The organism is Pantoea sp. B_9 (assembly GCF_008632015.1).
GTDB classification, from domain to species: Bacteria; Pseudomonadota; Gammaproteobacteria; order Enterobacterales; family Enterobacteriaceae; genus Pantoea; species Pantoea dispersa.
On sequence record NZ_VWVL01000001.1, the window covers coordinates 977,013 to 990,413 of the forward strand.

The window sequence follows — 13,401 nt, forward strand, 5'->3', positions numbered from 1 at the left end:
TCGCAATGGATGTGGTAAATCCCAGGTCACCGTAAACGGCGACCCTACGGGCCAGCGCGCGCTTTTGTAGGGTGCGCATTTATGCGCACCGTCATCATCAGGTCGCGCTGGCCTGACCGACCGGCATTTCGCCATGGCTGGCGCCCCACTTTTACCGGGTCGCCAGCAACGCCGCGACTTGCCGCACATCCGCCACGTTATCCAGCGTCAGACACAGCGTTTCCAGCTGCTGCACCTGTGCCGCCGGCAAGACGCGCGCGGCGAGGCTGCGGTATTTGGCGCGCAGCGCCGCGTCGCTCAGCGGATTCGCCGGCGATCCGGACGGCACCGCGACGTGCTGCTGCCACTGCTGGCCCTGCACCGTTTCCAGCCGGACCCACGGCTCATCATCGCGCCCCTGCTGGTGGTCAATCTCCAGCTCAATACGCGCCATCAGCGCGGCAGCTTCCGCACTCAGGCGACGGCTGTCGTCATAACTCACCAGCTCCGCGGAGCCATACAGCGCACGCGCCGTCAGCGCATACGGCAGGCTCATTTGCGCGGCGGCGAGGCAGGTGAGCTCACGCGTGCCGCACATCTCCAGCAGGAACGGATTGAGCCCAACCACAATGCGTGCAATATCCCCGGTCGCCACCGCATGCTGCCGCAGCAGCTGATCCAGCGCATCGATCGCCGCATGCGTACCGCGACAGGCGGCGTACGGCTTGATGGAACAGCGCGCCAGTTTCCACACCTCGCCCAATTGGGCCGTGAGCGCGGTAGGCTGTTGCGTTTCACCAGCCAGGGTTTGCAGAAAGCCGCCCCAGCGCGCCTCAAATACCGCGGCCGGTCCGCTGATGCCGCGCTGTGCCAGCAGCGCCGCCTGTACGCCCCCTTCCGCCGCGCGCGCCGCGTGCAGCTTTTTGGTGTGTGAGCCATCATGAATAAAGCCCCACAGACCGCCACTGAAGCTGGCTGCGATGCCCAGCGCTGAGGCACACTGCGCGGCCGACAGCCGCAGTAAACAACTGACGGCGGCCGCCGCGCCGAAAACGCCACAGCTGGCAGTTGAGTGCCAGCCCGCACCGTTGTGCGCCGCATACCCCCCGCAGGCTTCCAGCACGCGACGGCCGATGTCATAACCGACGACCATCGCAGTGAGAAATGCCCGGCCGTCGACCGGCTGCGTCGCCAGCGGCAGTGCCGCCAGCAGCGCCGGTAACACCACGGCACCGGAGTGATCGCAGCCGCCGGTGTCGTCCAGTTCATACATATGCGCCGCCACGCCGTTGAGCCATGCCGCCTGGCGCGGGGAAGCTTGCTGCGCACAGCCCCACAGCTGCGCCACGGCGCTGCCGCCCTCTTCGGCCACCAGTGCCCGGCATTCGCGCCAGATCGGGCTGTCACAGCCCGCCAGCGCCGCGCCAAGCGTATCCAGCAGATGGCGCTTCGCCTGCGCTACCAGCGGTTCCGGCAACTGGGCAAAGCGGGTGACTGCGATGAAGTCCGCCAGCCGATCAAGCGTGGTGTCCATATTCGCCTCCGCTGACCCGGGCAAACACCTCTGCCGGATGATCGGCATCGTTATCCGGCTGCGTCTGCCAGTGCGCGGCCACCTGGCCGGCAGTAGCGATCCACACGTCATGCTGCTGCAGCGTTTCCAGCAGCTGACGCAGCAGGCCAATGCGTCCGGCGGTGCCGATAATTTCCGGGTGCAGCCGCAACAGGTAGCACAGGCCGAAACGGTGAAAACCGTGGAAATCCTGCGTCAGGTTAGCCAGCGTTTCGCCATAGGGCGCGATGCGCGACTGTCCGGGCGGAATCGCCGGGCTGAGGTTGAAGGCAAAATAGGGCGCATCTTCCAGCGTGTAGTGCATGGGCAGCTCCACCAGCCGGGTGCCGGGGTGAAAATAGGGTAAGTCATCACCGCGCCAGCTGGAGGACCAGCGGATGCCGTGCGTTGCCAGCGCCGCAGCAAGGCCCGGTTTCCACTGGCCGGCCGGCGTGCGAAACCCGGCAATCGGCTGGCCGGTCAGCTGCGCCAGCCGCTCGCAGCCGCGCGTTACGCTGGCAATCTGCTGCGCCAGGGTCAGCGCCGAGAAGTCTTCGTGTCGCTCACCGCTGCAGGCGATCTCATGCCCGGCGGCGACAATACGCTGCAGCACCTGCGGCTGCTCTTCGGCGACGATGGCCGGTAAGCACCAGCTGGCCAGCAGCTGTTTCTCTGCCAGTAGATCCAGCAGACGATCAACGCCGCGCAGCGTGCCATAGCGCCACACCGACAGGGTTTTATCGCGCCCGGCGACCGCAGGTGCCTGCGTCAGGATGCCGTGAATATCGTGATAGTCGATGGTAATGATGGCCGCCGATTGTTTGCCCGACGGCCAGCGTGAATGTTCAGTCATGTTGCTGCTCCTGCAAATACCACGCGGCCACCGCATCACAGCGCGCAAACCACACATCGTCGCGCGCCGTCATGTGGGCAAACAGCTGCTCCAGCAACAGCAAACGGCCGGGCTGCCCGGAAATTTTCGGGTGGAACAGCGTGGTCAGGCACAGTCCTTCCGCCATCGCGCCGTCAAATTCGCGCTGCCAGTTGTCACCGGTGTGCGCATAGCTGGCGATGCGGTCGCCGCCCTGCGGAAAATCCGGCTGGCGCGTGTAGGCCAGCGAGGCGTAATCATCCATCTCCCATTTGCCGGGAATCTCCACCAGCGGCGTATGCCCGGCGACGGCAATGCTGTACGGCCGATCGTCACCGCGCATGCTGCTGGAGTAAATCACCCCGGCTTCCCGCAGAATCTGCGGCGTTTCGGCGTGCCAGTCGCCGGAAGGAGTGCGAAAACCGCAGGCGCGGATACCAAGATGTTGCTGAAAGATGGCGGCAGAGCGCGCCATCACGGCGCGCTGTTCATCTGGCGTAATCGCCCAGAACGATTCGTGGCGATAACCGTGATAGGCCACTTCATGGCCCTGTTCGATAATCGCCTGGCACTGTCGCGGCCACTGCTCCACTACCCACGCCGGCACAAAAAACGTGGCCGGCAATTGGAAGGCGCGCAGCAGATCCAGCAGCCGACCGAGCGCGCGAAACGGCCCGTAGGCGCCAAAGGTGAAATACTCTGGTGTTGACCACAGGCTGCCATTGAGCATGGCATCGCCAGTGGGACCATCAAGATCAAACGCCAGCGCCATACAGCCACGCTTGCCCTGCGGCCAGCGCACTGCGCCCGGTTGTTGCATACGCCCGCTCCTTAGCCCTGATTAACCGTGGCTTCGGCAATGCCGTTGTCGCTCAGGCCCCATTTACTGAGGATTTTCTGGTAGCTGCCATCGGCAATCATGGCATTGATGGCTGCCTGAATCGCCGTGGTCAGCTCACCGGCATCTTTACCCAGCGCCATGCCGGTGTACTGGAAGGAGAAGGCTTTATCCAGCGGCTTAAAGGTGCCTTTTTCCAGATTCATGATGTACGGCAGGGTTTCGCTGCCCTGTACCGCGCCATCCAGACGACGCTGACGCAGTTGCGTGCGCGCATCGGCGGTGCCTTCCGCGCCCACCACGATAATCGCAGGTTTACCGGCCGCTTCGCAGTGCGCTTTTGACCAGGTAGCAATCTCCTGCGGGAAGGTGGTGCGGCGGCTGGTGCCTACTTTTTTGCCGCACAGATCGGTGGCGCTGTTGATGTCGCTGCGCGCCGCCAGGGTGTAGAACTGCGGACCGGTTTTGAAGTAGTCGATAAAGTTAACCACCTTCTGCCGCTCTTTGGTGTCGGTCATGCCGGACATCACCAGATCGACGCGTTTGGTCACCACCGCGTTGACCATCTGTTCAAACGCGATCTCCTGCCAGTTAACCTTCACGCCCAGCTTCTCGCCAATTGCCTGGCCCAGCTCATAATCGACGCCGCTCAGCTGATTGGTGGCCGGATCTTTAAAATCCATCGGCGGATAGTTCGGCATGATGGCGACGGTCAGCCCTTTCTCTTTGATACTGGCCGGTACGGCAATCTCCGCCCAGGCAGAGGATTGCAGCAGCAGCGCGGCACTGATGGCACTCAATAACAATTTTTTCATCTATTCACCCCGGTCACGTTAAAGAAGAATCGCGTTGATAAAGTTTTTCATCCGTGGGTTTTGCGGGTTCAGCAGAATCTCTTCCGGTGCGCCCTGCTCAATAATGCGTCCCTCATCCATAAACACCACCTGGTTGGCGACCTCACGCGCAAAGCCCATTTCGTGGGTCACCACCAGCATGGTGGTGCCTTCTTTTGCCAGCTGGCGCATCACCGCCAGCACTTCACCGACCATCTCCGGATCGAGCGCCGAGGTCGGTTCATCAAACAGCATCAGTTTGGGTTTCATCGCCAGCGCGCGGGCAATCGCCACGCGCTGCTGCTGACCGCCGGAGAGCGACTGCGGATAGTCGTGCGCTTTGTGCGCCAGTCCGACGCGATCCAGCAGCGCCATTGCCTCTTCGCTGGCCTCGCGTTTCGGGCGCAGCAGCACGCGACACGGCCCCTCGATGATGTTCTCCAGCGCGGTCTTGTGCGGAAACAGGTTGAAGCGCTGAAATACCATGCCGGTCTGCAGCCGCTGGCGCGCAATCTGTTTGTCACTCAGCGGATGCAGCTTATTGCCGGCAATGCGATAGCCCGCCAGTTCGTTGTCGACCCAGATGCCGCCCTGATCCACTTTCTCCAGCTGGTTGATACAGCGCAGGAAGGTACTTTTACCGGAACCCGACGGGCCGAGAATGCACATCACCTCGCCGTAGTTCACTTCCAGGCTGACGTCCTTCAGCGCGTGGAACTGATCGAAATATTTGTTCACCTTGACGGCGCGCACGATGTTTCTCATCTCTCACTCCCGGTTACTGGCGACGACGATGGCCGCGTGAGAAGTAGCGTTCCAGCTGGCTCTGCCCGAACGACAGCAGCGTCACGATAATCAGGTACCAGATACCCGCGACAAACAGCAGCTCCATCACGCGCGCGTTGGCGAAGTAGATGGTTTGCGCGTTGTACAGCAGCTCGGAGTACTGAATCATGCTGGCCAGACTGGTGGTTTTGATCATGCTGATGAACTCATTGCCGACCGGCGGCAGAATCACCCGCATCGCCTGCGGCAGAATGATGCGCTGCAGCGCCTGCAAACGCGGCATGCCGATGGCTTTGGCGGCTTCATACTGACCGGTATCCACCGATAACAGTCCGGCGCGCACCACTTCTGAGGTGTAGGCGCCCTGATTGATGCTCAGGCCAAGCAGCGCGGCGAGAAACGGCGTCATCACCGTGACGGTTTGCACGCTGAACAGACCGGGGATGCTGATGGTGGGAAACACCAGCGCCAGGTTGAACCACAGCAGCAGTTGCAGAATCAGCGGCGTGCCGCGAAAGATCCACGCATAGCCCACCGCGATATAGTGCAGCACCGGATTGGGCGACATGTACATGATGGCGGTGATGACGCCAAACAGGATGCCCAGCGCCATCGCCAGCACCGACATAATCAGCGTATTAACCACGCCGTTGAGGATTGCCTGCGCGGTGAAGAACTGGCCGACGAACGACCACTCAATATTGCCGTGCGCAAAGGCGTTAACCAGCAGCGCCAGCAGCACAAGGATCACTGCCGATGCGGTGATGCGGCCATAATAGCGGCGCGGCACCACCTGATAGCGATCGAGATCGTAATGGGGCTGGACGCGGCCATTGTTGACCGACGGTTCAACCGGCGTGGTGTGTGTCATAGGCTCTCCTCAGGCGCGCGGTCCGGCGTAATCATCGGCCCAGCGCTGCTGGTCCTGCATCAGGGTTTGCAGACGGGCCAGCTGCTCGCGCACCCGTGCCGGCGCGGTGCCGCCGTAGCCGCTGCGGGCTGCCAGCGCCGCTTCCAGCGTTAACGCCTGACGCACCTCGGGCGTGAGCCGTGCATCGACGCCGTGCAGCTGCGCATCGCTGAGATCGGCCAGGCCGCAGTTTTCGCGTTCGCACAGCTGCACCAGCTGGCCGGTAATCTCGTGCGCCTCACGGAACGGCACGCCGCGCATTGCCAGCCAGTCGGCCACTTCGGTCGCCAGCGTAAAGCCATCCGGCGCCTGCTCGCGCATCACCTCAGTATTGAATTTCAGCGTCGCCATCATGCCGGCCATGGCAGGCAGCACCATCAGCAGCGTGTCGACCGCATCAATCACATTACGTTTGTCGTCGCTGAGATCGCGGTTGTAAGAGAGCGGCATGGCTTTCATGGTGGTCAGCAGCGCCATCAGGTTACCGACCAGCCGGCCGCTGCGGCCGCGCGTCAGCTCGGCAATGTCCGGATTTTTCTTCTGCGGCATGATCGAACTGCCGGTGGCATAACTGTCGTGCAGCTCCACCCAGCGGAACTGCCGTGACGCCCACAGGCACACCTCTTCACACAGCCGGGACAGGTTGATGCCGATCATGCTGGTGACGAACAGGAATTCCGCGGCGTAGTCGCGGCTGGCGACCGCATCGATCGAGTTTTCACACGGCGCCAGATAAGCGAGATCGGCTGCGGCCAGCTGTGGCTGACGCGCAATCGCCGAACCGGCCATCGCCGCCGCGCCCAGCGGACAGCGCGCGCTGCGGCGATCCCAGTCCTGCATACGCTCGATGTCACGCGCGAAGGATTGGGCATGCGCCAGCAGCTGATGGCCAAACACAATCGGCTGCGCCTGCTGCAGATGGGTGAAGCCGGGCGCGACGCTGTCGGTGTGTTGCGCGGCCTGCGTCACCAGCGCCTGCTGCAACTGCAACAGCGCGCTCACAAGCTTGCGGCCGTTATCCCGCAGATAGAGGCGCAGATCGTTGACGGTCTGATCGTTGCGTGAACGGCCGGCACGCAGCTTGCCGCCCAGCGCGCCGAGGCATTCTGTCAGCGCGCGTTCGATGAAGGTATGCACGTCTTCATCGGCGGCAATCGGCTGCAGCTGGCCAGCGCGATAATCGGCGTCCAGCGCGTCAATCGCCGCCAGCATGGTATCCAGCTCGTCAGCACTCAATAGCCCGGCACGCGCCAGCTCGCGCGCATGGGCGCGGCAACCGGCGAGGTCGTACGGCGCCAGCGCAAAGTAATAATCTGGGCTACGCGACAGCGCGGTTAAACTGGCTGCCGGAGCCGCTTTAAAACGTGCACCCCATAACAGTTCGGCATTCTCAGACATGCTATTTCCCTCACAAATCAGCCGCAGCAATATGAAAAAGTTTGGATTCAGCCGGCAGCGATAATAAAAACTTATTTTATTGCCACGCTGGCAAATAGGTGGTATTTCAGATTCACTGTACTTTCACCGCAATTATTCCGGAGTTGAATAGCAAAAATGGAAAGTAAAGTTTCCCAGTCTGGAAACAATGCGAATAATCGCGGCGATAATGCGGTTCTGGCGCTGAGTAATATCGACTTAAAATTGCTGCGGGTATTTAAATGCGTGGTGGAAGCCGGCGGATTAACCGCCGCCAGTCACGAATTAAATATTGGCCTGGCGGCGATCAGTAAACAGGTTTCTGACCTGGAGATTCGGCTGGGCATGACGCTGTGCAGCCGCGGCCGTGAAGGTTTTGAGCTGACGCAGTATGGCATCAATGTTTATCAGGCCACGCTGGAGCTGTTCGTGTCGCTCAACCTGTTTCGCGAGCGGCTGCACAATAGTCGCAACGAGCTGCTGGGCGACATCGCGATTTGCGTGGTGGATAACACCATTAGCGATCCGCACTCGCCGGTCACCAGTGCGGTGCAACAGTTGCACCAGAAAGCGCCAAAGGTGCAGATTCGTCTGCAGACCGCACAGCTGGATGATATTGAACGCGGCATAAGCGAAGGGCGTTTTCATTGCGGCATTGCGCCCGTGTATGAAATGAAAAATGAGTTTGATTACTTCGAACTTTATAAAGAATACGCAAAATTATATTGCGCTGCGTCACATCCTCTCTATTGCGGATCTTGCGATAAAAATATTTCGGTGGATGTATTACGTCAGCAGAAAATTATTAATCATTTATATGTTACCCCACGCGATGAACGCCGCCTGATTCCGGTGCAGGAGAGCGGTGTGCAGGCGGTGCAGGTGGAATCGGTGGCCATGCTGATTTTAACCGGTCACTTTATTGGGTATTTACCGGAACATTATGCCGCTCCGTTTATTGCCCGCGGACAATTGTGTGAGCTGGGCGATGACACGCTGCGGCGCGAAACCGCATTTTGTCTGGTGATGAAGAAAGGCCGGAAAATAAATCCGATCATCCGGCTGTTTATGCAGGCGCTGGGGTTGAGCGATGCGGCGGCGGCGCACTGATTTGGTGCGTGTGACCGGGTTTCTGCTGGCACGGGATGGGAAAGTGTACGCTGATGCCCTCACCCCGGCCCTCTCCCACCGGGAGAGGGAGACGCAGCCTGCGGACAAGGGAGAGGCGGCGTCCGGTAACAGCAACCAGAACGCTTACGTCAGCCGCTTATACATCACCGTGGTAGCATCCAGCTCGCCGGCCGTGGATTCGGCATAGTACGGAATCGAACCCGCCACCTGCCAGCCGAGCGACAGATAGAGCGCGCTGGCCACATCGCCGCTGCGCGTATCCAGCACCAGCAGCGTTTTTCCCTGCTGCTGCGCCAGCTGTTCGGCACGTAACATCAGACGGCGCGCAATGCCCTGACGTCGCGCACGCGGATGCACCAGCAGCTTGCTGATCTCCGCGCGATGGCGGCCGTTGGGCATACTGCTGAAGCCCAGCATCACCGTGGCCACTATTTCTCCCGCTTGCCAGGCCACCAGCAGCTGGTTATCGCCGCTCGCCAGGCTGTAAATTTTGTCCTGCCAGAAACGCGCCATCACTGCGCGATCGTCTGCGTCAATGAAGCCGACGCTGGCACCGTCTGCCACGCAGCCGTGCAGCACCTCACACAGTGACGCCAGCTGCGCCTGCGCCTGGGTGGCGCTGAGAGAGTCGATTTCAATCATGGTTTGCACACCACCAGAATGTAGCGCGCGCCGCCTTCGGCATGCGCCTGAAAAGAGGAACGTCCGCTGAGGTGGAAGCGCAGGCAATCGCCGGCCTGTAGCGTCCAGCTCTGCGTCTCCATGGTGATGGTCAGCTCGCCCGACTGCAGCCAGATGTGCTGTTCCAGCCCCTGTACCGGCGGCGCATCATAATCAATGCGCGCGCCCGGACGCAGCACGCCCTCCACCAGCTCCGCTTTAAACTGACTGGCCGGCGGCGAGACGTTGCGCCGCTGGAAGCCGCTGAGCGTGTCCTGCCAGACCGGCTGCTGCTCCGCTTTCAGCAGCAGCGCCGCTTCTTCTTCTACTTCGCTGAGCAGTCGCGACATGGTTAAACCGTAGGCCACGCACAAGCGATTAAGCAAAGCGGCGGTAGGGCTGGTCTCGGCGCGCTCAATGCGCGACAATGATGCCCGGCTAATGCCGGTTGCCAGAGCCAGTTCATCCAGCGACCAGCCGCGCTGCAGGCGTAATTCCGCCAGACGTGCCGCAAGCCGATCTTCCGTATTTAGAGCAGACATCTTTAACCTCTCATTTTCGGGAAATAAATCTCACATAAGAGATAAAGCCCGAAATCGTGCAGTGGGTCAAGTTGTACAATAAAATAATCATTGTACAAGCTCACTCTGGCGGTTAAGGTGTTGTTATGCAGGTCAGAATTTTAGAGGATGCCATGGCCTTATACAGTATCGGTGATGTTGCCGAGCGCTGTGGAATTAACCCGGTAACCCTGCGCGCCTGGCAGCGTCGTTATGGATTGTTAAAGCCGCAGCGCACTGAGGGTGGTCATCGACAATTTGATGATGAAGATGTTCAGCGGATCGAAGAGATCAAACGCTGGATAGAGAGCGGTGTGCCTGTTGGCAAAGTCAAAGCCCTGCTTGAAGGAGAGACCTTCAACGTGCATGACGGCTGGACGGCGCTGCAGGAAGAGCTGATGAGCGTGCTGCGCCACGTGCGCGCCTCCAAACTGCGCACCAAAATCGCCACCATTGGCCGTGAACACCCGGTCGATGCGCTGATTGACCACGTTTTTGTACCGGTACGCCAGCGTCTCGGGCTGGATCAAAATACCGCCCGCACCATGTGCAGTCTGCTGGACGGCGCACTGATTGATTATGTCGCGTTCTGTCTGGCAGGCGCGCGTAAAAAAGCCGGCAAAGATGCCTTAATGATTGGCTGGGGCGTAGAAGATCGCACCCGCATCTGGCTGGAAGCCTGGCGCTTAGCGCAGCAGGGCTGGCGCATTGATGTGCTGGCGGAACCGCTGGATATGCCGCGTCCGGAGCTGTTTCCCGGCCAGCATCTGTTCATCTGGACCGGTAAAAAGCCGACGCGCCGCCAGCTGGAGCAGTTCGAACACTGGCAGGCTCAGGGCTTCTCGATTCACGTCCACGAACCGACCTGAAAAATCGCACATGCGGCCTTTGCCTTACCGCATGTGCGCGTTATCATGCCGCACTTCATGACTTTTCTCAGGTTTACCTATGAACTGGAATAAAATTCTCATTGGCACCCTGTTTGCCATCATGGCGATTGGCGGCATGGGCGGCATGATGCTGGTTGGCTACAGCCTTATTCTGCATACCCACTGAGTGCGTGCTGCAACCGCTCCAGCAGCCGGTCGCAGATCAGCGCCAGCAGCGCCACCAGCAGCGCGCCCTGAATCACATAGGCGGTATTGAAGCCGCTCAGACCGATAATTACCGGCGAACCCAGACTCTCCGCTCCGACGGTTGAGGCGATGGTCGCGGTGCCGATGTTGATCATCACAGAGGTGCGCACGCCCGCCATAATCACCGGTGCCGCCAGCGCCAGCTCTATCTGCCACAGACGCCGCCACGGTCCCATTCCCAGACCGACGGCGATCTCACGGCTGCTGGCCGGAACGCTGTCCAGTCCCGCCAGCGTGCCTTGCAGAATCGGCAACAGCCCATACAGAAACAGCGCCATCACCGCCGGCGCAGCGCCAAAGCCCATGACCGGCACGGCAATCGCCAGCACCGCCACCGGCGGAAAGGTCTGACCGGCAGCCGCCAGCGTCTCCAGCAGCGGGCGGAACGCCCTGCCGCCGTGACGGGTAGCGAAGACCGCACAGCCAACGCCCACCACAATCGCCAGCGCGCTGCCGCTGATCACCAGCAACAGATGGGCCAGCGCCAGCTGCCAGAAACTCTCCTGCTGGTACAGCGGACGCTCAAGCTGTGGAAACCAGTGCGCAAACAGCGGCGCACTGTGCGGTAACCCCCACAGCAACAGCAGAAATACCCCCAGCAGCCAGTAGAGCGGATCGCGCAGCATTCGCATCAGCCCGCCTCCTGCTGTCGCAGCAAATCGCTAAAGTGCAGCACGCCCAGCGGCTGCTGATGCTGATCGACAACCGGTAATTTGTCGGTGCGGCGCGCAATAAACTGCGACAGCGCCTCGCGTAGCGTCAGCCCGGCGGCGATCGGCTCCGCCTCCAGCCACTCACCGCGTCGTGCCGCACTGCCGGCCCGCCCCAGCGCCAGCAGACGCACGCCCAGCTCGCTGCGGCCAAAGAACTGGCGCGCGAAATCACTGGCAGGCTGCGTCAGCAGGTCAATCGGCCGTCCCTGCTGCACAATCTCTCCGCCGTCCATCAGCACCAGCTGATCGGCTAGGGTTAACGCTTCGTCGATATCGTGCGTCACCAGCACCACGGTGCGCCCCGACAGCTGCTGAATGCGCAGCATCTCCTGCTGCAGCGCCTGCCGGTTGACCGGATCGAGCGCGCCGAACGGTTCATCCATCAGCAGCAGTTCCGGATCGGCCGCCAGCGCGCGCGCCACGCCAACACGCTGCTGCTGACCGCCGGAGAGCTGGTGCGGATAGCGCGACGCCAGCTGACTGTCGAGATTGAGCAGCGCCAGCAGCTCCTCAACCCGTGCGGCAATTTTTTCCCGCGGCCAGCCGAGCAGCGACGGCACAGTGGCGATATTTTTGGCCACATTCCAGTGTGGAAACAGGCCGATGGACTGAATGGCATAGCCAATGCGCCGCCGCAGCGCGCGCGCATCCATCTGCTCGATCGGCTCACCGGCAAAACGGATTTCGCCGCTGTCATGCTCAACCAGCCGGTTTATCATCTTCAGCGTGGTGGATTTACCCGAGCCGGACGTGCCAATCAGCACGGTAAAACTGCCCTTCTCAATCTTCAGCGACAGGTTGCGAATCGCCTCTTTACCGGCGAACGCTTTGCTCACCTGATGAAATTCAATCATGTCCTCTCTCCAGCAGCGCCGACAGCAATCGCAGCAGCGCATCGAATATCACCGCCAGCGCCACCACCGGAATCACGCCCAGCAGCACCAGATCCAGTGCGCTGCTCAGCAGTCCCTGAAACACAATGGCGCCGAAGCCGCCGGCTCCAATCAGTGCGGCGACTACCGCCAGCCCGACGGTTTGCACCACCACCACGCGCAGTCCGGAGAGCCACACCGGCAGCGCCAGCGGCAGCTCGGCGTGCCAGAACTGCTGCCAGCCGCTCATGCCCATGCCGCGCGCGGTTTCACGCACCTCCTGCGGCACCTGCTGTAGCCCCGCGACCACGCTGCGCACCAGCGGCAGCAGTGCATACAGCACCAGCGCAATCAGCGCCGGCGCGACGCCAATCCCGCTGATACCGAGGCGCGCCAGCTGCGGAAAATGCGCCGCCAGCCCGGCCAGCGGTGCAATCAGCAGGCCAAACAACGCCACAGACGGCACGGTCTGGATCAGATTCAGCACGCTGAAGGCGGCATGTTGCCAGCGGGCGCGACGCGCGATGGCGAGTCCCAGCGGCAGACCAATCAGCAAGGTGGGCAACAGCGTGCCGCCCAGCAGCAGCAGATGCTGGCTGAACGCGGCGTTAAAGACGGCGGTGCGATTGCTGTACTCTTTCAGCAGCGACAGCGCGTCCAGCTGACCACTCAGCAGCAGTATCAGCGGCGGCAGCCACAGTTGCAGATTAAGCAGAATACGCAGCGGCGTCTGCTGGCTAAGCTGGCGAATCGCTTCGGCCGCCAGCAGCAGCGCTAATCCTGCCGCACACCATAGGCCGCTGCCCAGCGCGGTGCGCGCCAGCGGGCTGCCGCTGCGGGCCAGCTCACTGGCGGCGTGGCCGCCGATGCCAATCAGCAGGGCGAACAGTAGCTCCGCGCCCAGCAACTGCGCCAGCGCCGCACCGCGTCCCGGCGGCCACCACAATCCCAGCCATAGCCATAACAGCGGCAGCAGCAGCAGCCAGCCTGCCGTTACCTGCCAAAGCATCAGCGGCTGTCCGGAGACCAGCCGGTTGGCCGCATAGCTCAGCAGCGGTAGCGCTCCCAGCGCCAGCGTGATCAGCAACGTCAGCACCAGCAGCACCGACTGCTGGCGCGGTCGGTTTATCCGTGACAGCACCGC

14 protein-coding genes are annotated in these 13,401 nt (G+C 61.5%); 2 read left to right on the plus strand and 12 right to left on the minus strand.

Features of this window, described 5'->3' with window-relative positions:
- Positions 1-151: 151 nt before the first annotated feature.
- Genes F3I21_RS04655 through argH form a run of 7 tightly spaced genes read right to left on the minus strand, consistent with a single transcriptional unit; the run spans position 152 to position 7,167 of the window.
- A complete protein-coding gene (locus F3I21_RS04655) occupies positions 152-1,513 on the minus strand; it encodes an MmgE/PrpD family protein (RefSeq protein ID WP_150058410.1) in 1,362 nt (453 codons plus the stop codon).
- Entirely contained in the window at positions 1,497-2,384 is an 888-nt protein-coding gene (locus F3I21_RS04660; RefSeq protein WP_150058411.1) for a polysaccharide deacetylase, read from the minus strand. The genes F3I21_RS04655 and F3I21_RS04660 overlap by 17 nt, the downstream gene beginning before the upstream one ends.
- Positions 2,377-3,222: a polysaccharide deacetylase gene (locus F3I21_RS04665; RefSeq protein WP_021508446.1), complete on the minus strand. Its 846-nt coding sequence runs from the start codon at positions 3,220-3,222 to the stop codon at positions 2,377-2,379. The genes F3I21_RS04660 and F3I21_RS04665 overlap by 8 nt, the downstream gene beginning before the upstream one ends.
- Before the next feature lie 11 nt (positions 3,223-3,233).
- A complete protein-coding gene (locus F3I21_RS04670; protein WP_021508447.1) occupies positions 3,234-4,055 on the minus strand; it encodes an ABC transporter substrate-binding protein in 822 nt (273 codons plus the stop codon).
- An 18-nt stretch (positions 4,056-4,073) separates the two neighbouring features.
- Complete coding sequence (locus tag F3I21_RS04675) at positions 4,074-4,838, minus strand: amino acid ABC transporter ATP-binding protein (RefSeq protein WP_021508448.1); 765 nt, start codon at positions 4,836-4,838, stop codon at positions 4,074-4,076.
- A gap of 13 nt (positions 4,839-4,851) precedes the next feature.
- Positions 4,852-5,730 carry an amino acid ABC transporter permease gene (locus F3I21_RS04680; RefSeq protein WP_141496518.1) on the minus strand — a complete coding sequence of 293 codons (879 nt, stop codon included), beginning with the start codon at positions 5,728-5,730 and terminating at the stop codon, positions 4,852-4,854.
- 9 nt (positions 5,731-5,739) lie between these two features.
- Positions 5,740-7,167, minus strand: coding sequence for an argininosuccinate lyase (argH, locus tag F3I21_RS04685; RefSeq protein ID WP_150058412.1), 1,428 nt, complete (start codon positions 7,165-7,167; stop codon positions 5,740-5,742).
- 156 nt (positions 7,168-7,323) lie between these two features.
- Between argH and F3I21_RS04690 the strand changes: the two genes are divergently transcribed.
- On the plus strand, positions 7,324-8,295 hold the full coding sequence (locus F3I21_RS04690) for a LysR family transcriptional regulator (RefSeq protein WP_021508451.1): 972 nt from the start codon (positions 7,324-7,326) through the stop codon (positions 8,293-8,295).
- 144 nt (positions 8,296-8,439) lie between these two features.
- On the opposite strand, the gene F3I21_RS04695 is transcribed toward F3I21_RS04690, so the two are convergent.
- Together F3I21_RS04695 and F3I21_RS04700 are read right to left on the minus strand one after the other, a co-directional pair.
- Positions 8,440-8,958, minus strand: coding sequence for a GNAT family N-acetyltransferase (locus F3I21_RS04695; RefSeq protein WP_150058413.1), 519 nt, complete (start codon positions 8,956-8,958; stop codon positions 8,440-8,442).
- On the minus strand, positions 8,955-9,518 hold the full coding sequence (locus tag F3I21_RS04700; RefSeq protein WP_058775322.1) for a helix-turn-helix domain-containing protein: 564 nt from the start codon (positions 9,516-9,518) through the stop codon (positions 8,955-8,957). Before F3I21_RS04700 ends, F3I21_RS04695 begins: the two co-directional genes overlap by 4 nt.
- A gap of 152 nt (positions 9,519-9,670) precedes the next feature.
- Here F3I21_RS04700 and F3I21_RS04705 point away from each other — a divergent pair, with 152 nt between their 5' ends.
- Positions 9,671-10,405 (plus strand): MerR family transcriptional regulator, encoded by a 735-nt coding sequence (locus F3I21_RS04705; protein ID WP_031279872.1) that lies wholly within the window; start codon positions 9,671-9,673, stop codon positions 10,403-10,405.
- Positions 10,406-10,572: 167 nt separating this feature from the next.
- Here the strand turns inward: F3I21_RS04705 and F3I21_RS04710 are convergent, their stop codons facing one another.
- From F3I21_RS04710 to F3I21_RS04720, 3 genes are read right to left on the minus strand one after another with little or no spacing between them, the layout of a single operon-like run.
- Entirely contained in the window at positions 10,573-11,304 is a 732-nt protein-coding gene (locus tag F3I21_RS04710) for an ABC transporter permease (protein ID WP_058780851.1), read from the minus strand.
- Positions 11,304-12,239 carry an ABC transporter ATP-binding protein gene (locus F3I21_RS04715; protein WP_021508457.1) on the minus strand — a complete coding sequence of 312 codons (936 nt, stop codon included), beginning with the start codon at positions 12,237-12,239 and terminating at the stop codon, positions 11,304-11,306. Before F3I21_RS04715 ends, F3I21_RS04710 begins: the two co-directional genes overlap by 1 nt.
- Positions 12,232-13,398 carry an ABC transporter permease gene (locus F3I21_RS04720; RefSeq protein WP_125308401.1) on the minus strand — a complete coding sequence of 389 codons (1,167 nt, stop codon included), beginning with the start codon at positions 13,396-13,398 and terminating at the stop codon, positions 12,232-12,234. Before F3I21_RS04720 ends, F3I21_RS04715 begins: the two co-directional genes overlap by 8 nt.
- Positions 13,399-13,401 lie beyond the last annotated feature (3 nt).

What these genes read in the sequence shown, in the direction of transcription:
- F3I21_RS04695 (WP_150058413.1), bottom strand. Translation starts at nt 8,958, where the DNA reads ATGATTGAAATCGACTCTCTCAGCGCCACCCAGGCGCAGGCGCAGCTG.
- F3I21_RS04675 (WP_021508448.1), bottom strand. Translation starts at nt 4,838, where the DNA reads ATGAGAAACATCGTGCGCGCCGTCAAGGTGAACAAATATTTCGATCAG.
- F3I21_RS04710 (WP_058780851.1), bottom strand. Translation starts at nt 11,304, where the DNA reads ATGCGAATGCTGCGCGATCCGCTCTACTGGCTGCTGGGGGTATTTCTG.
- F3I21_RS04660 (WP_150058411.1), bottom strand. Translation starts at nt 2,384, where the DNA reads ATGACTGAACATTCACGCTGGCCGTCGGGCAAACAATCGGCGGCCATC.
- F3I21_RS04700 (WP_058775322.1), bottom strand. Translation starts at nt 9,518, where the DNA reads ATGTCTGCTCTAAATACGGAAGATCGGCTTGCGGCACGTCTGGCGGAA.
- F3I21_RS04665 (WP_021508446.1), bottom strand. Translation starts at nt 3,222, where the DNA reads ATGCAACAACCGGGCGCAGTGCGCTGGCCGCAGGGCAAGCGTGGCTGT.
- F3I21_RS04680 (WP_141496518.1), bottom strand. Translation starts at nt 5,730, where the DNA reads ATGACACACACCACGCCGGTTGAACCGTCGGTCAACAATGGCCGCGTC.
- F3I21_RS04655 (WP_150058410.1), bottom strand. Translation starts at nt 1,513, where the DNA reads ATGGACACCACGCTTGATCGGCTGGCGGACTTCATCGCAGTCACCCGC.
- F3I21_RS04705 (WP_031279872.1), top strand. Translation starts at nt 9,671, where the DNA reads ATGGCCTTATACAGTATCGGTGATGTTGCCGAGCGCTGTGGAATTAAC.
- F3I21_RS04690 (WP_021508451.1), top strand. Translation starts at nt 7,324, where the DNA reads ATGGAAAGTAAAGTTTCCCAGTCTGGAAACAATGCGAATAATCGCGGC.
- argH (WP_150058412.1), bottom strand. Translation starts at nt 7,167, where the DNA reads ATGTCTGAGAATGCCGAACTGTTATGGGGTGCACGTTTTAAAGCGGCT.
- F3I21_RS04670 (WP_021508447.1), bottom strand. Translation starts at nt 4,055, where the DNA reads ATGAAAAAATTGTTATTGAGTGCCATCAGTGCCGCGCTGCTGCTGCAA.
- F3I21_RS04715 (WP_021508457.1), bottom strand. Translation starts at nt 12,239, where the DNA reads ATGATTGAATTTCATCAGGTGAGCAAAGCGTTCGCCGGTAAAGAGGCG.